Raw genomic sequence first — 15,270 nt, forward strand, 5'->3', positions numbered from 1 at the left:
CCGGGTGACCATGCATGCACCGGAAGTGCCCATCAGACGGGGATCCTGCCCGTTCGTCTGGTGCGGCGGCCCGACAGCGGGTCGGCTGCATGTGGGTGCTCGACTATCTGTACGTGCGGTCCGTGGGGCCTGAACTGCGTTGTCGGTTTGACCTCTTCGGTCCTGTACCGGGTCTCGCGGGCCGTGCTTCCTTTGTATCGCGTTTCGGGGGAAAGGGGAACCCGAATCGAGAAGTCTTCGGCTTTTGCCCGTTCTATCCGAAGGGCCCGGTTAAGTAACTCTTTGGGGGGAGCTGCCTTCGGCAGGCCAAGGGACGGCGCGAGCGGCAGGCGCCCGGCGCAAGGGCCGAGTGTCAGCCCACCCGGTGCGCCGGCCGCCGGCCACGCGCCCTCAGGCTGCCGGACGGCGGCGGCGCGCCACGTACCAGATCACACCTGCGGTCAGTGCTGCGGCGCCGACCGCCACCGCCGTCAGCACCGAGCCGCTGGGCGCGGAGAATTCCGGGAGCCGGCGCCGCAGTTCCACCGGACGGTCGAAGACCAGCACCGGCCACTCGCGGGCCACCGCCTCCTTGCGCAGTGACCGGTCCGGGTTGACGGCGGACGGGTGGCCCACGGCCTCCAACAGCGGCAGGTCCGTCGAGGAGTCGCTGTAGGCGTAGCACTGGGCGAGGTCGTACCCCTCGACCTCGGCCAACTCCCGGATGGCGGCGGCCTTGTTCTCGGCATAGGCGTAGTAGTCGATCTCGCCGGTGTACCGGCCGTCCTCGATCTTCAGCCGGGTGGCGATCACGTGGTCCGCGCCGAGCAGTGCGCCGATCGGCTCGACCACCTCGGAGCCGGAGCTGCTGACGATGACCACGTCGCGCCCGGCGGCATGGTGCTGCTCGATCAGCGAGGCGGCCTCGTCGTAGATGATCGGATCGATGAGGTTGTGCAGGGTCTCGGCGACGATCTCGCGGACCTGCTGGACGTTCCAGCCCCGGGTGAGCGCGGAGAGGTACTCGCGCATCTTCTCCATCTGGTCGTGGTCCGCGCCGCCGACCAGGAAGACGAACTGGGCGTAAGCACTGCGCAGGACGGCCCGACGGTTGATCAGACCGCCCTGGTAGAAGGGCCGGCTGAAGGCCAGGGCGCTCGACTTGGCGATGATGGTCTTGTCGAGGTCGAAGAAGGCGGCAGTCCTGGGGCCCGCCGGGCGCGTGCGGGTGACCGGCAGGCCGGTCGCCGCGGGAGCGCCGGGCTCCTCGGTCGCGGTGGCGCCGTCCTGCTCGGCCGCCGCGGAATCCGGGACGGCGCCGGAGTTCCCGCGATTCCCCTCCGCCGCCTTCCCGTCCGCCGCGGGGTTGTCGCTGCTCTCGACAGCCGCCCCCTTGGTCCCGGTGGCCGCCGAGGACTTCGAGGACGCCGCGGTCCCGGTCGTCCCGGCGGACTCCGCGGACTCCGCGGACTCCGCGGACTCGATGGTCTCGGCGATCTCGGCAGTCTCGGCAGTCTCGGCGGTGGAGTCCGGGGACTCGTCGGCGTACTCGTCGGCGTTCTCGGTGGTGTCCACGGGAACCGAGGATAGAGGGCGCTGGAAAACAGCCCGCCATTCGGCGTACGCATGGCCGCGCGGGTTTGTGTTTCTGGCCGCTCGGGTACACCATGGAAGTCACGGATCGTTCGCGACCGTGCTAACCCGGTCCGGCTCCTCCCCCCCGAGTCGGGCTGTGGATAGACGACCCCCGCTCTCCCCCCCGGCGGGGGTCGTCGCACGTCCGGGGCCATTTTCAGGGCTTGAACGGCTGCTGCGGAGGATTCCGCGCCCGGCCCGGTGGCGATCTACAAGGGGTGTCGGATCGAGGATGCACCGGTCCGCTCTCATCACTCTCGGTAGTCAGTTGCTCAGGGTTGCCATGCGCTGGCCCTGCCTCTGAAGACGCCCTCGGGGCGCTTCGAAGAGCGCGCGAAGAACCCCGGAGCGTGTTCGGGAGGCCTCGGTGGAGGCCGGGTCGATCAGCCTCGGCGTGATGTCCCGTCTCTTCTCGGGGAGCCCGTTTCGTCAATTCATTGCTCAATACCCCCCCTGTCCGAGTGAACGAAGTTATCCACAGCCCCGAGTTGTCCACAGGGAATCGGAACGGGGCTGACGGAATCCGGATCACCCCCCACCGTGATGCACGGCAGCGGTTGCCGGTCGGGCCCCACGGGGCCGGCCGCGCGGTCGCCCGCCGCGTCCATCCGGATGCGCGCCCGTACCGCTCAGCGTGAGCGGTACGGGCGCCGTACAGGGGAGACCGTCATGTCGACACCACTCACCGACCACGCCGCCGCGGACGGCCCGGCGACCACCGGCCCGCTCGTCGTCACCGAGGACGACGGCCTGGCCGAGCACCTGCTGCGGCTGTGCGCGGCCGCCGGTACCGAGCCGCAGCTGATCCGGGGTGCCCCGCCGACGCGCGGGCTCTGGGAGAGCACACCGCTCGTACTCGTCGGGGACGACCAGGCCGAGCGCTGTGCCGGGCTCCCCCGCCGCACCGGGGTACTGCTGCTCGGGCTGGATCTGGACGACCCGGGCATCTGGGTCAGGGCCGTCCAACTCGGCGCCGAGCACGTGCTGTTCCTGCCGGACGCCGAGGCCTGGCTGCTCGACCGGATCGCGGACGCCACCGAGGGCATCGGCACCTCGGCGCTCACCGTCGCCGTCCTCGGCGGCCGGGGTGGGGCCGGTGCCTCCACCCTGGCCTGCGCGCTCGCGGTCACGGCGGCCCGCACGGGTCGGCGGACCATACTCGTCGACGGCGATCCGCTGGGCGGCGGGCTCGACATCCTGCTCGGCGGTGAGACGGCCGGCGGCCTGCGCTGGCCCGACCTGGCCGGTTCTCGGGGCCGGGTCAGCGGCGCCGAACTCGCGAAGGCGCTTCCGGTGCTCAAACGGCTGACCTCGCTCTCCTGCCTGTCCTGGGACCGCGGCGACACGCTCGCCGTGCCACCCGAGGCCATGCGCAGCGTGCTGGCCGCCGCCCGGCGCAGGGGCGGACTGGTCGTGGTCGACGTGCCGCGCCGGCTCGACCCGGCCGCCGGCCAGGCGCTGGAGCAGTCCGACCTGGCGCTCCTGGTGGTGCCGGCCGAACTGCGCGCGGTCGCGGCCGCCGACCGGGTCGCGGCATCCGTCCGGATGCGGCTCCACGACGTACGGGCCGTGGTGCGCCCGCTGCGGCCCTTCGGGCTCCCGGCCCACCGGATCGCGCAGGGGCTGCGGCTCCACCTGGCGGGGGAGTTGGAGCCGGAGCCCGGGCTGGCCGCCGACGCCGAGCAGGGCGTACCGCCGGGGATCCGTACGGAGGGCCCGCTGGCGCGTTTCTGCGAGACCTTCCTGGACGAGGTGCTGCCGCCGGTGCCGGCGGTGGGCGGAGGTGTGTACTGATGGTTCGTCTCGGAGGTACGGGAAGGGCGAACGCCACCGGGCGGAGCCTCGGTGCGCGGGAGCGCCGGCCGCTGCGCAGCGTGGTGACGGCGGCCGGGCCGGCGGAGACCGGCCGGCAGCCCGAACCGCCCCCCTACGGGCGGACGGCTCGGGAGGAGCGGACGGCGGCGCTGGTCGACGCGGTGCGGCTCAGGTTGGCCGAGTCGGGCGCCGCGCCGACCGCCGGGTCCGTCGCGGCGGTGCTCCGGGCGACCCGGCCGCCGCTCGGCGGCGACGAAGTCCTCGACACCGTGCGCTCGCTGCGCGCCGAGCTGGTGGGTGCGGGCCCGCTGGACCGGCTGCTGTCGGCGCCCGATGTCACGGACGTACTCGTCAACGGGCCGGACGAGGTCTGGGTCGACCGGGGCGGCGGTCTGCGCAGGGCCACCGGTGTCCGCTTCGCCGACGCCGAAGCGGTCCGTCGGCTGGCCCACCGGCTCGCCACGGCGGCCGGGCGCAGGCTCGACGACGCGCGGCCCTGGGTGGACGCCCGCTTGCCGGACGGCACCCGGTTGCACGCGGTGCTGCCGCCGATCGCGGCCGGGTGCACGCACATCTCGCTGCGGGTCTGCCGGCCCCGCCCGTTCACGCTCGACGAGTTGGTGGCCGGTGGCGCGCTTCCCGCCGCCGGGGCCGAACTGCTGGCAGGCATCCTGCGGGCCCGGCTCTCCCTGCTGATCAGCGGCGGAACCGGCACGGGCAAGACCACGCTGCTGGCGGCGTTGCTCGGGCTGGCGGGGCCCGGCGAGCGCATCGTCGTCGTCGAGGACTCCGCCGAGCTGCGACCGGCCCATCCCCATGTGGTCCGGCTGCAGAGCCGGCCGCCCAACCAGGAGGGGCTCGGTGAGCTGACCCTGCGGGATCTGGTCCGCCAGGCGTTGCGGATGCGGCCCGACCGACTGGTGGTGGGGGAGGTGCGCGGAGCCGAAGTGTCCGACCTGCTGGCCGCCTTGAACACCGGACACGAAGGCGGCTGCGGCACTGTGCACGCGAACGCCGCGGCGGACGTCCCGGTCAGGCTGGAGGCGCTCGGCTCGCTCGCGGGGCTGGACCGGGCGGCGCTGCACAGCCAACTCCGGGCCGCGCTGGACGTGGTGGTGCACCTGGTGCGGGAGCCGGCCTCCGGGAGGCGCCGGGTCGCTGAGATCCACACGCTGTCCGGTGACCGCGACGGGCTGGCCGTCACGACTGCGGCGGTGGCGTTCACGGCGGGCGGGGCCACCGTGCCCGGAGCCGGCCGGGACCGGCTTCTGCGGCTGCTCGCGGCCCGCGGGGTGGCGGTGGGCGCGGCGCTCGCGGGAGGACCGTCGTGATCCCGGGGGCGGTCGAGGTGGCGTTCGGCCTGTTGGTCTGCGGGTGCGCGGTGGGTGCGGCCGGGCTGCTGGGGTTGTGGCGCGGCAAGGGCGAACGGCGAAAGGAGTGAGCGTGATGACGAGAGATCAGGTCGAGCTGTGCTGGGTGGCGATGCTCTGTGTGGTGGCCACGGTGGGGTGGAGCGCTCTCCAGCGCCAGGTGGTGGGAGTCAGGCGGTCCAGGCTCCTGTTCGTCGGTGGGACGGGTGGGGGAGGGGGTGGGAGCGATGGCGTGCCGATGCCCCGGTGGCGGTGGCCCTGGTCGAGCCCCGAGGCGGTCGGATCCGGTTCGGCCGCGCGGCCGCGACGGCCGGAGTGGCTGACGCCGGAGTTGCTCCTCCTGCCCGGCGGGCTGGGAGTCGCCCAGGTGACGGCTTCGCCCGTGCCGGTGCTGGCCGCGGGCTTGGCCTTCCTTCCCTTGCGGCGCCGACGGCTGCGTCGCGCGGTGGAGGCGGAGGCCGGTCAGCGGGCCGCCGCAGTGGTGGACCTCTGCGCGGCACTGGCCGGGGAGTTGCGCAGCGGCGCCACGCCCGAGCAGGCGCTCCACCTGGTGACCACGCGTCTCGCCGAGGACGGCGAGGCCCTGCACCGGATCGGCCTGGAGCCGGTGGCCCGGCTCGCGGCCGGCCGGTACGGCGGAGATGTGCCCGGTGCCTTCGAGTCGCTGGCGGAGTTGCCGGGGGGCCGCGGGGCGACCGCGATCGCCGCCTGCTGGCGCGTCACGTCCGACGGCGGCGCGGGGCTGGCCGCCGGGCTGGACGGGGTCGCCGAGGCACTGCGGGCCGAACGGGCGCTGGTGGAGGAGATCGCGGCCGAGCTGGCCGCGCCGAGGACGACGATCGCCGTCCTGGCGGCGCTGCCCGTCGCCGGGCTGCTGCTCGGCGCGGCGCTCGGGGCCCGGCCGCTGACCGTCCTGCTGCACACTCCGGCCGGGCTCGCCTGCCTGGCGGGCGGAGCGGCGCTGGAGGGGCTCGGCGCGGCCTGGACGGCCCGGATCGTCCGGGCTGCCTCCCGGGGTGCCCTGGAGGGTCCTCTGGGCGGCGGAGGCTCGGCCGCCGGGGCCACGGTCGGGTCCGGGGTCGTGGCCGAGCCCGGAGGCGGCGGCGCAGTCGGCGACCGGCCGGACGGTGGGTGGCGGTGCGGCATCTCCCGTACGCGGGCCCGGCCCGGTCGGCCGAGCGGTTCGTTCCGTGCCGAGACGGCTTCGGCGTGACGCCCGGTACCGAGCGGCTCGCCCTCCTGGCAGGGCTGGGAGGGGGAGCGCTGTTTCTGCGTCGGTGGTCGAGGGGCCGGACCGGCCGCCGGAGGGCGGTCGCGTTGCTCCGTTCCTGCGGCTTCCGGTCCAGTGCTCGCTCCCGGCCCCGTCGGCCGGGCCGGCCCACGGCGCTGGGGCGTCGGCCGACCTTGCCCGGGCGCCCGGCCGGCGGGGGAGAGTGCCACCTCCGGAGCGCCGGGTCCGCCGCACCGGGCATCGCCGCACCGGGCATCGCCGCGATGGGGCGTGCGCAACGGGCCGTGGTGGCGGCCTGCGCCGGGACGGCCATGGCCGCCGTGCTCGGCGGTGGGCCAGGCCTGGGGGCGGGCGTCCTGCTGGCCGTGGGTCTGCACCGGTGGCTGACCAGGGTGCGGTCCCCGGCGGAGCGGCTGTCCGCGTGGGAGGAGGACCAGCTCGCCCGGCAACTCCCGTTCGCCGCGGAGCTGCTCGCGGCCTGCCTCGGGTCGGCCGCCTCGCCCGCCGCGGCGGTGGCGGCGGTCGGCCGGAGCGTCGCCGCGCCGATGGGGCCACGACTGGCGACGATCGCGGCCGAACTGGCTCTGGGGGCACCACCGGAGCTCTGCTGGAGACGACTGGGTGAGGAGCACCCGGCCCTGGCACCGCTGGCGCGCTGCCTGATCCGGACGAGTCTGAGCGGGACCCCGGCGGCCGGGCCGCTGGTCGGGCTGGCGCAGGCCCGTCGGACCGCCGCCGCCCGCACGGCGCACGCCCGCGTCCGCCGTGCCGGAGTGCTCGCCACGGCGCCGCTGGGGCTCTGCTTCCTTCCCGCGTTCGTACTGATCAGCGTCGTCCCGGTGGTCATGGGGCTCACCGCCGGCTTCGCCCGGTCGATCTGAATCGACGACCTCACAACCTCCGCTGTCGAACTCGAAGCACCGCCCGGGCCGCGAGTCGGTCCTGAGCGGCAAGGAACCCAAGGAGAGAATCCATGACTGCAGTGATCGCGCACCGGCCCGCCGACAACGGCCGACCGTACCGGCGCCTGCTCGGGGTGTGTCGCCGGCGGAGTCGCTGGGCGGCCGTCCGGATCCGACGGGCAGCTCGCGCCCGGGGCAGGTCGGACGCCGGAATGACCACCGCCGAATACGCCGTGGGCACGGTCGCCGCGTGCGCGCTGGCCGCCGTGCTGTACAAGGTGGTGACCAGCACGGCCATCGTCGAAGCGCTGACCGAGGTCATCACCCGGGCGCTCCATGCGTCGTGACGGCCGGTGGGCCGACAGCCTGCCCAGGGCATTCGGGGCAGCCAGGGCATTCGGGGCAGCCAGGGCAGCCGGGGCAGCCGGGGTGACCCGGCTCCGTCGCCGGGACGCGGGCTTCGTCACCGCCGAGACGGCGGTGGCGATGCCGGCCCTGGTCCTGCTCGCCGTGATGCTGATCTGGGGAGTGCTCGCGGCGGCCGCGCAGATCCGCTGCGTCGACGCGGCGCGGGTGGGTGCCCGGGCGGCCGCGCGTGGCGAGGTGGACGCTGCCGCGATCGCCCAGGCGGCGGCCCCGCCCGGGGCGGCTGTACGGGTGGCCGTCGAGGCGGACACGGTTCGGGTCACGGTGGACGCGCCCTCGGCGGCCCCGGGCCGGCTCGCCGGCCTGCTCTCGGTACGGCTCGGCGCGGCCGCGGTGGCGGCGCGGGAGGACACCCTGACGGGCGGCGGGGGTGCGGGTCCATGGCCCTCCTGATCCCTGGGGCGGCCGTGATGGGCAGGGTGGCCAGGGCCCGGGGCGCCCGTGCGGCGGTCGGGCGCCCGACCGACGGCGGATCCGCGACGGTCTGGCTGGTCGCGTTCGCGGTGCTCGGCTGCACGACGTTCGCCGCGGTCCTCTCGGTCGGCGCGGTGGTGGGCGCCCGCCACCGCGCCGAGTCCGCCGCCGACCTGGCGGCCCTCGCGGCGGCCGACCGGCTGCTGCTGGACCTGGACGGCGGGTGCGCCCGGGCCGCCGGGATCGCACGGGCACAGGCGGCCGCCCTGGTGTCCTGCACGGTGGACCGGGAGGCGGACGCCGTCGAGGTGGTGGCGGAGGTGTCGATCGGCCGCCTTCCGGTGGATCTGCCGATCGGGCCGGCGCGGGCCCGTTCCCGAGCCGGGCCTATCCGTGCCGCGGCTGCTGCTACGGCTGCTGCCGCGGACGAGGGCGTCAGTGCGACGGCAGGCGGCTCATGAGCCTTCGGCGGAGGGCTCGGCCGTCCCGGCCTCGGCCCCCGGGCCGCCGTCGCCCTGAGGCTCATGAGGCGTCCGGCCCCCGTCCCCGTTGCGGTCCCCGTCCCCGTCCCCGTCCCCGCTCGGGGCCTCGGCCTCGGCCCCGTCGGCCGCCGGTGCTCCGGCGAGCAGGATGTCCAGCAGTCGGACGGCGGCCGCCTTGTCCAGCGGTTCGTTGCCGTTGCCGCACTTGGGCGACTGCACGCAGGACGGGCAGCCGCGTTCGCACTCGCAGGCGGCGATCGCCTCCCGGGTGGCCGTCAGCCACTGGACGGCGCGTTGGAAGCCGCGTTCGGCGAACCCGGCCCCGCCCGGGTGGCCGTCGTAGACGAAGACCGTCGGCAGCTCGGTGTCGGGGTGCAGCGGCACCGAGACACCGCCGATGTCCCAGCGGTCGCAGGTGGCGAAGAGCGGCAGCAGGCCGATGGAGGCGTGTTCGGCGGCGTGGGCGGCCCCGGGCAACTGGTCGAGCGGGATGTCCGCGTCGAGCAGCTGGTCCTCGGTGACGGACCACCAGACCGCCCGGGTCCGCAGGGTCCGGGGCGGCAGGTCGAGTTTGGTCTCGCCCATGATCTCCCCGGTGGAGATCCGTTTGCGGAGGTAGCCGACCACCTGGTTGACGACCTCCACCGAACCGAAGCTGAGCCGGCCCTCGCCCCAGGCGAGGGAGGTGTCGGTGGAGAGCACCGAGATGGAGGTGATGTCCCGGGCGGCCGTCGTGTACGGCGGGTCGGCCGGCTCGACCAGGGCGACGGAGCTCTCCAGGTCGAAGTCCCGGACGAGGTAGCTGCGCCCCCGGTGGATGTGGACGGCCCCGGTGTGGACGGTGGTGTGGGCGGCGGAGGCGTCCACGGTGCCCAGCAGCCGGCCGGTCGGGGCCTCGACGATCTGCACCGGGCTGCCACCGCTGCCACGCAGGTCGACGGCGTCGGCGGCGCGTTCGCGGCGGGTCCAGTACCAGCCGCCACCGCGGCGGCGGAGCAGCCCGCGCCGCTCCAGGACGGGCAGCAGCGGGCCCGCGGAGGGGCCGAACAGGTCCAGGTCGCTGTCCGTGAGAGGGAGTTCGGCGGCCGCCGCGCACAGGTGCGGGGCGAGGACGTGCGGATTGTCGGGGTCGAGCACGGTGGCTTCGACGGGCGTGGCGAAGAGCGCCTCCGGGTGGTGCACCAGGTAGGTGTCCAGCGGGTCGTCGCGGGCGATCAGGACGGCCAGGGCGCCCTGGGCCTCGCGCCCGGCCCGCCCGGCCTGCTGCCAGAGCGAGGCCCGGGTGCCGGGGTACCCGGCCATCAGGACGGCGTCCAGACCCGAGATGTCGACGCCCAGTTCGAGAGCGGAGGTGGAGGCGACGCCGAGCAGCCGGCCGGACTGCAGATCGCGTTCGAGGGCCCGGCGCTCGTCGGCGAGGTAACCGCCGCGGTAGGCGGCGACCCGGTCGGCGAGCGGTCGGCCGAGCTGGTCCTGGGCCTGGAGCGCGACGAGTTCGGCCGCCCGGCGGGAGCGGACGAACACGACGGTGCGGGTCTGCCGTTCGACGAGGTCGGTCAGCAGGTGGGCGGCCTCGGCGGTGGCCGTCCTGCGGACCGGGGCCCCGTGCTCGCCGACGTTCTCGGTGAGCGGCGGTTCCCAGAGCCCGAACACCATCGGACCGCGCGGCGAGGCGTCCTCGGTGACGGCTTCGGCGGGCAGCCCGGTGAGCAGCCGGGCGGTGGCGCCCGGGTCGGCGGTGGTGGCCGAGGCCAGCAGGAAGGTCGGGGAGGAGCCGTACCGGGCACAGATCCGGCGCAGCCGGCGCAGCACCTGGGCGACGTGCGAGCCGAACACGCCCCGGTAGCTGTGGCACTCGTCGACCACCACGTAGCGCAGCGTCTTGAGGAAGGAGGACCAGCGCGCGTGCGCGGGCAGGATGCCGCGGTGCAGCATGTCGGGATTGGTGAGCACGTAGGAGGCGTACTGGCGGACCCACTCGCGTTCCTCGGGCGGGGTGTCGCCGTCGTAGAGGGCGGGCCGGACCCTGGGCGGGGCGAGTTCGGCGGCCCGTCGCCGCTGGTCGGCGGCGAGCGCCTTGGTCGGGGCCAGGTAGAGCGCGGTGGCGCCACGGCCGTTGCGGGCCTCGGTCCCGTCCAGCAGGTCGCTGAGCACCGGCGCCAGATAGCCGAGCGACTTGCCCGAGGCGGTTCCTGTGGCGATCACCACAGTATGGCCGCTTTTGGCCAGGTTCATCGCTTCTGCCTGATGGGCCCAAGGACGTTCCACGCCCAGCTCCCGGGCGGAGGCGACGATCTCGGGTCGGATCGAGTCGGGCCAGGGTGAATAACGTGCTGGTCGGGCGGGAAGGTGCTCCGTATGGGTGAGCCGGTCCGACCGCCCCCGGGTGGTGGACAGGGTCGTGAGCAGTGCCTCGGGCAGGCTGTGACGGGGCGGCATGAGGACCCAGTGTGTCACCGGCGTGACGGAGAATCGTCGTAAGCCATCGTGCGGTCATGGTCGCAGGTGGTTGAATGTGGCCGTGACGGCCGTACGGCCGGGGGTCGCAGCGCTGAGGCTCGCCACGCGTGATGGGGCGCGTCCGGGGTACGCGACCATGCGGTGACGGCCGTCCGGCCGAAGATCGCAATGACGTAGCAAGGCAAGGTGCTGGAGGTTCCGTGGACCTGTCCCTGTCGACCCGTACAGTCGGCGATCGCACGGTCGTCGAGGTTGGCGGCGAGATCGATGTGTACACCGCCCCGAAGCTGCGTGAGCAGTTGGTCGAGCTCGTCAACGACGGCAACTACCACCTCGTCGTCGACATGGAGGGCGTGGACTTCCTCGACTCGACCGGTCTGGGCGTGCTGGTGGGCGGTCTGAAGCGAGTGCGGGCCCATGAGGGTTCGCTGCGCCTGGTGTGCAACCAGGAGCGCATTCTGAAGATCTTCCGTATCACCGGCCTGACCAAGGTCTTCCCGATCCACACCTCGGTGGACGACGCGGTCAACTCGACCGACTGACCAGGCCGGGCCGGCCTCGTGTCGACCCGTCCGATCCACGTGTCCGGCGTGCCGGGGCCCCTGTGGCTCCGGCCCGTCCGGGCCCGCCCCGGAGCCGGTGGGACCGGTTCGCAGGGGCCCGCATGCCCGGCCCCGGCCGGACACCCCGAGGGGGAGAGATGGCAACCGTCGAACTTCGATTCAGCGCGCTTCCCGAGCATGTCCGTACGGCCCGGCTGGTCGCCGCGGCTGTGGCAAGACGAGCCGGGGTCGATGAGTCGGTGCTCGACGAAGTCCGGCTCGCCGTAGGTGAGGCGTGCTCCCGTGCGGTCGGCCTGCACCAGCGCGGTGGCATCACCGGTGCGGTCCGGGTCGCTCTCACGGACCAGGAGAAGCGTTTCCTCATCGAGGTCGAGGACGAGGCGGGCCCCGCCGCCGTGCCGGCCCCGGGTGCTGCCGAAGGCGATCCGGACGAGGACACCCTGGGTCTCGCCGTGATCACCGGACTGGTGGAGGAGCTGGAGGTCACCAGCGGAGCGAGCGGTGGCCTGATCCGGATGAGCTGGCCGGTCTCGGTCGACGCGATGGCACTCTGACCGGCGACTGCCGACGGCCGACCGGTCCCGGTCCCTCCCGTCCGGCCGGTTCCTGCTGCCCGCCGACTACGGCGGTGGCCGCTCTCGTGGTCACTCGCGCGCCGTTGCGGCCGCGCCGCCGTCGTGACGGCCGAGCGGTTGCCGCACGCGTCCCTCACGTCACACCACGGCCGCAGCCGGGGAGTCCACCTGGCGGGAGCGCATTGACAAACTGTTGAATCCAGCGGTTCCCTGCTCTCGGCACGACCGGCCCCGATCGGTGATCGGGTCTGTCGTAGAAGAGGGAACCCATGCGGATTCGCATCCTGTGGCCCGCCGGTCAGGCGCTCGCCACGCTCGCGGCCACCCCCACCGCCCAGGCGCTCTGGGGTGCGTTGCCGATCAGCTCGTCGGCCAGTACCTGGGGCGAGGAGGTGTACTTCGGGACGCCGGTCAGCGTGCCCAGGGAGGACGACGCCCGGCAGGTCGTCGAGCCGGGCACCGTGGCGTTCTGGACGGACGGTGACAGCCTCGCGCTGCCCTTCGGGCCGACGCCGATCTCCCGGGACGGCGAGTGCCGGCTGGCCAGCCCCTGCAACATCCTCGGCTCCCTGGACGGGGATCCCGAAGTGCTGCGCACCGTCCGCCCGAACGACCCGGTCAGGGTCGAGCGGGCCTGACCCCGGTCCGCCTGGGTTCGGTCGGCCTGCGTTCGGTCGGCCTGGCTTCGGTCGGCCTGAGTCCATATCCCGGGCCCGATCCGCCCGGGCCCGGTACGCCTCCCGCCGTGAGGGACCTCCCGGAGGCCGGGGAAGGCCGTCCGGAGGAGGGAGCGACCCATCCAGGCCGGGGGAGACCGGTCGGAGCCGGTACGGGCGGGAACCAGGGGCCGGGTGGCGGCCGTGTAGGTTCGCAGTTCAACGACCGAAACCGAAAGGGCTTCTCCCGGTGAACAAGCGACTGCTGGCCGTACCCGCGCTCGGCGCGCTGCTGGCGTTCGGCGCCGTCGGCTGCGGCGACGACAACAGCAAGCAGCTGGAGTCCTGGGCGGCGAACGTCTGCGGCGCGGCCAAGGACCCGATCGCCCAGGCGCAGACCGCTCTGGCGGACACCGGCCAGGTCAAGACCGGTGAGGCCCCGGCCGATCTGCAGAAGCGCCTCTCCGCCGACATCGGGCGGCTGGCCAAGACCAACCAGGAGATCGCCGCCGCCATCGACTCCGCCGGTGCGCCCAAGGTCGACGAGGGCGGGAACCTCCAGAAGGACACCGTCTCCGAGCTCAACAAGGCGGCCGACCTGTACCTCGACGTCCAGAAGAAGCTGGACGCGCTGCCCAACGACGAACAGGCGAAGTTCGCCGACGGGCTGCGCAGCGTCGCCGACCAGGTGCAGAAGCTGGCCTCGCTCTCCACCCAGGCACAGGCCAAGCTGCAGCGCGGCGACCTCGGTGCCGCGATGGCCAAGCAGGAGGGCTGCAAGCCGGGCTCGGCCGCCGCGGCGCCCACCGCCGGAGCGAGCGGGACGCCGACGGCCGGTGGCAGCACCGGCACCCCCGCGCCCGGCGCGACGGACGGCGCGAGCCCGGCGGGCAGCCAGGCCGCGACGGACCCGGCCGCGACCTCGGCCCCGCCCGCCCCCGCCCCCGCCGCGTCCAGCCCCGCGCCCACGGCGAGCTGACCCGACCGGTCCGGAGCCGACCCCGTCCGGAGCCTCGTCCCCGTCCGGAGCCGGTCCCGCCCGGCCGTGCCCGGCGCGGGCGGGTCGGCGGTCCGGCCCCGGCGCGGGCGGCCCCGGCGGGAAGCGGGCCCGGCGGCCGGGGGGACAATGGCGGGGTGATCAGTAGCCCCGTTCTCGACCCGACCCGCCTCCCCAAGTTCCGTGAGGCGCTGCTCGCCGCCGCGTACACCGCCGACGGCTGCCTCGACCTGCTCGGGCCCACCGGCTACGCGGCGCTGGCGCGCAGCGAGGCCGTCCCGGCGCTGCGCGCCACCCGTGGCGGCAGCCCGCTGGAGACGCTGGTGCGGCTGTTCCTGCTGCAGCAGCCCGTGCCGTACAAGGCGGCCGCCGCCGCGCTGCCGGTCGAGGACTGTCTGACCGACGGCTGGCTGCGCGCGGACGGGGACCAGGTGCGCGCCACCGTGGACGTCCGCCCGTACGCCAACGAGGTCTCCGGTCTGCCCAGTTCGGACGCCTGGGTGGTCTCCGACCTGGGCTGCGCGGTCGGCGGGGCGGGCGGGATCGGCTCCGGCGAGACCGCGCACGGCGTGGCCCGCAAGGACCTGGTGCTCGGGGTGGGGGGCGCCTCCACGACGCTGGCCAACATCACCGTGCGCCGCCCGGTCCGGGCCGCCCTGGACCTCGGCTCGGGCTCCGGAGTGCAGGCCCTGCACGCCGCCCGGCACGCGCAGCGGGTCACCGCCACCGACCTCAATCCGCGTGCGCTGCGGTTCACCGAGCTGACGCTCGCGCTCTCCGGCTTCGACAACACCGACGCCGCCGCCGGCAGCCTCTTCGAGCCGGTCGGGGAGCGGAAGTTCGACCTGATCGTCTCCAACCCGCCGTTCGTGATCTCGCCCACCGGCCGCTTCACCTACCGCGACGGCGGCATGGCCGGCGACGACCTCTGCCGCAGCCTGGTCCGTTCCGCCGCCGCGCACCTGGAGCCGGGCGGCTACTGCCAGTTGCTCGCCAACTGGCAGCACGTCAAGGGCGAGGACTGGCACGACCGGCTGGCCGGCTGGGTGGCGGGTACCGGCCTGGACGCCTGGGTCGTCCAGCGGGAGGTCCAGGACGTCGCCCAGTACGCCGAGTTGTGGCTGCGTGACGGCGGTGACCACCGCGGCGCCGGCGGTGACTACCAGGCCCGGTACGGCGAGTGGCTGGACGCCTTCGAGGCGGGCCGGGTCGAGGGCATCGGCTTCGGCTGGATCACGCTGCGGGCGAGCGGCGCCGAGCGGCCGACCGTCCGGGTGGAGGAGTGGCCGCACCCGGTCGAGCAGCCGCTCGGCCCGCACATCGAGGAGTGGTTCGACCGGCAGGACTACCTGCGCACGCACGACGACGCGGGGCTGCTCGCGGCCCGGTACGTGCTGGCCGACGAGGTGGTCCAGGAGCAGGTCGGCGCACCCGGGGCGGAGGACCCGGAGCACGTGATCCTGCGCCACAACCGCGGCATGCGGCGGGCCACCAAGGTGGACACGGTGGGAGCCGGGTTCGCCGGGGTCTGCGACGGGACGCTGTCGGCCGGCGAGATCGTGGACGCCATCGCGCAGCTGCTCGGCGAGGACCGGGTGGTCCTGCGGGACCGGGTGCCGGAGTCGTTGCGGCTCCTCACCGAGCAGGGGTTCATCCGACCGATCGAGTAACGGCCCCGGAGCTGCCCCGCGGGCCCCTCGCCCCGCGGGCCCGCTGCCCTGCGGCCCGGCCGGCCCGCAGGTCCGCCGCCCTGCGGGTCCGCCGC

At 74.5% G+C, this 15,270-nt stretch carries 14 protein-coding genes; 12 read left to right on the forward strand and 2 right to left on the reverse strand.

Going from position 1 to position 15,270, the window contains the following annotated elements; genetic code table 11:
- Nucleotides 1-390: 390 nt before the first annotated feature.
- Complete coding sequence (locus tag ACFWA9_RS02550; protein WP_380382583.1) at nucleotides 391-1,218, reverse strand: HAD family hydrolase; 828 nt, start codon at nucleotides 1,216-1,218, stop codon at nucleotides 391-393.
- 1,065 nt (nucleotides 1,219-2,283) lie between these two features.
- On the opposite strand from ACFWA9_RS02550, the gene ssd reads away from it, so the two are divergent.
- The 7 genes from ssd to ACFWA9_RS02585 all read left to right on the forward strand — a co-directional run bounded on the left by ssd (nucleotide 2,284) and on the right by ACFWA9_RS02585 (nucleotide 8,233).
- Nucleotides 2,284-3,408, forward strand: a complete 1,125-nt coding sequence (gene ssd, locus ACFWA9_RS02555; RefSeq protein ID WP_380382462.1) for a septum site-determining protein Ssd — start codon at nucleotides 2,284-2,286, stop codon at nucleotides 3,406-3,408.
- Complete coding sequence (locus ACFWA9_RS02560) at nucleotides 3,408-4,760, forward strand: TadA family conjugal transfer-associated ATPase (RefSeq protein WP_359834022.1); 1,353 nt, start codon at nucleotides 3,408-3,410, stop codon at nucleotides 4,758-4,760. Before ssd ends, ACFWA9_RS02560 begins: the two co-directional genes overlap by 1 nt.
- Nucleotides 4,761-5,166: 406 nt before the next feature.
- On the forward strand, nucleotides 5,167-6,012 hold the full coding sequence (locus tag ACFWA9_RS02565; protein WP_380382464.1) for a type II secretion system F family protein: 846 nt from the start codon (nucleotides 5,167-5,169) through the stop codon (nucleotides 6,010-6,012).
- Nucleotides 6,013-6,293: 281 nt separating this feature from the next.
- Entirely contained in the window at nucleotides 6,294-6,911 is a 618-nt protein-coding gene (locus ACFWA9_RS02570; RefSeq protein WP_380382466.1) for a type II secretion system F family protein, read from the forward strand.
- Nucleotides 6,912-7,003: 92 nt separating this feature from the next.
- Nucleotides 7,004-7,279: a DUF4244 domain-containing protein gene (locus ACFWA9_RS02575; protein ID WP_380382468.1), complete on the forward strand. Its 276-nt coding sequence runs from the start codon at nucleotides 7,004-7,006 to the stop codon at nucleotides 7,277-7,279.
- Between the two features lie 82 nt (nucleotides 7,280-7,361).
- Nucleotides 7,362-7,751 carry a TadE family type IV pilus minor pilin gene (locus ACFWA9_RS02580; RefSeq protein WP_329488501.1) on the forward strand — a complete coding sequence of 130 codons (390 nt, stop codon included), beginning with the start codon at nucleotides 7,362-7,364 and terminating at the stop codon, nucleotides 7,749-7,751.
- A complete protein-coding gene (locus ACFWA9_RS02585) occupies nucleotides 7,739-8,233 on the forward strand; it encodes an Rv3654c family TadE-like protein (protein ID WP_380382470.1) in 495 nt (164 codons plus the stop codon). The genes ACFWA9_RS02580 and ACFWA9_RS02585 overlap by 13 nt, the downstream gene beginning before the upstream one ends.
- Here the strand turns inward: ACFWA9_RS02585 and ACFWA9_RS02590 are convergent.
- A complete protein-coding gene (locus tag ACFWA9_RS02590) occupies nucleotides 8,228-10,693 on the reverse strand; it encodes a DEAD/DEAH box helicase (protein ID WP_380382472.1) in 2,466 nt (821 codons plus the stop codon). The genes ACFWA9_RS02585 and ACFWA9_RS02590 overlap by 6 nt on opposite strands.
- Nucleotides 10,694-10,914: 221 nt before the next feature.
- Between ACFWA9_RS02590 and bldG the strand changes: the two genes are divergently transcribed.
- The 5 genes from bldG (at nucleotide 10,915) to ACFWA9_RS02615 (ending at nucleotide 15,175) form a co-directional block, all read left to right on the forward strand.
- Nucleotides 10,915-11,256 carry an anti-sigma factor antagonist BldG gene (gene bldG / locus ACFWA9_RS02595; RefSeq protein WP_148644090.1) on the forward strand — a complete coding sequence of 114 codons (342 nt, stop codon included), beginning with the start codon at nucleotides 10,915-10,917 and terminating at the stop codon, nucleotides 11,254-11,256.
- Nucleotides 11,257-11,414: 158 nt separating this feature from the next.
- Nucleotides 11,415-11,831 (forward strand): ATP-binding protein, encoded by a 417-nt coding sequence (locus ACFWA9_RS02600; protein ID WP_380382474.1) that lies wholly within the window; start codon nucleotides 11,415-11,417, stop codon nucleotides 11,829-11,831.
- Between the two features lie 290 nt (nucleotides 11,832-12,121).
- Nucleotides 12,122-12,490 (forward strand): cyclophilin-like fold protein, encoded by a 369-nt coding sequence (locus ACFWA9_RS02605; RefSeq protein ID WP_380382476.1) that lies wholly within the window; start codon nucleotides 12,122-12,124, stop codon nucleotides 12,488-12,490.
- Between the two features lie 268 nt (nucleotides 12,491-12,758).
- Nucleotides 12,759-13,487 carry a hypothetical protein gene (locus tag ACFWA9_RS02610; RefSeq protein WP_380382478.1) on the forward strand — a complete coding sequence of 243 codons (729 nt, stop codon included), beginning with the start codon at nucleotides 12,759-12,761 and terminating at the stop codon, nucleotides 13,485-13,487.
- A 155-nt stretch (nucleotides 13,488-13,642) separates the two neighbouring features.
- Complete coding sequence (locus ACFWA9_RS02615; RefSeq protein WP_380382480.1) at nucleotides 13,643-15,175, forward strand: methyltransferase; 1,533 nt, start codon at nucleotides 13,643-13,645, stop codon at nucleotides 15,173-15,175.
- The last annotated feature ends 95 nt before the right edge of the window (nucleotides 15,176-15,270 follow it).

It is taken from the genome of Kitasatospora sp. NPDC059973, assembly GCF_042737525.1.
GTDB lineage: Bacteria > Actinomycetota > Actinomycetes > Streptomycetales > Streptomycetaceae > Kitasatospora.

Bases quoted from the DNA above. Each gene is read 5' to 3' on its own strand.
- ssd (WP_380382462.1), top strand. From the start codon at position 2,284: ATGTCGACACCACTCACCGACCACGCCGCCGCGGACGGCCCGGCGACC.
- ACFWA9_RS02560 (WP_359834022.1), top strand. From the start codon at position 3,408: ATGGTTCGTCTCGGAGGTACGGGAAGGGCGAACGCCACCGGGCGGAGC.
- ACFWA9_RS02570 (WP_380382466.1), top strand. From the start codon at position 6,294: ATGGGGCGTGCGCAACGGGCCGTGGTGGCGGCCTGCGCCGGGACGGCC.
- ACFWA9_RS02575 (WP_380382468.1), top strand. From the start codon at position 7,004: ATGACTGCAGTGATCGCGCACCGGCCCGCCGACAACGGCCGACCGTAC.
- ACFWA9_RS02585 (WP_380382470.1), top strand. From the start codon at position 7,739: ATGGCCCTCCTGATCCCTGGGGCGGCCGTGATGGGCAGGGTGGCCAGG.
- ACFWA9_RS02590 (WP_380382472.1), bottom strand. From the start codon at position 10,693: ATGCCGCCCCGTCACAGCCTGCCCGAGGCACTGCTCACGACCCTGTCC.
- ACFWA9_RS02600 (WP_380382474.1), top strand. From the start codon at position 11,415: ATGGCAACCGTCGAACTTCGATTCAGCGCGCTTCCCGAGCATGTCCGT.
- ACFWA9_RS02605 (WP_380382476.1), top strand. From the start codon at position 12,122: ATGCGGATTCGCATCCTGTGGCCCGCCGGTCAGGCGCTCGCCACGCTC.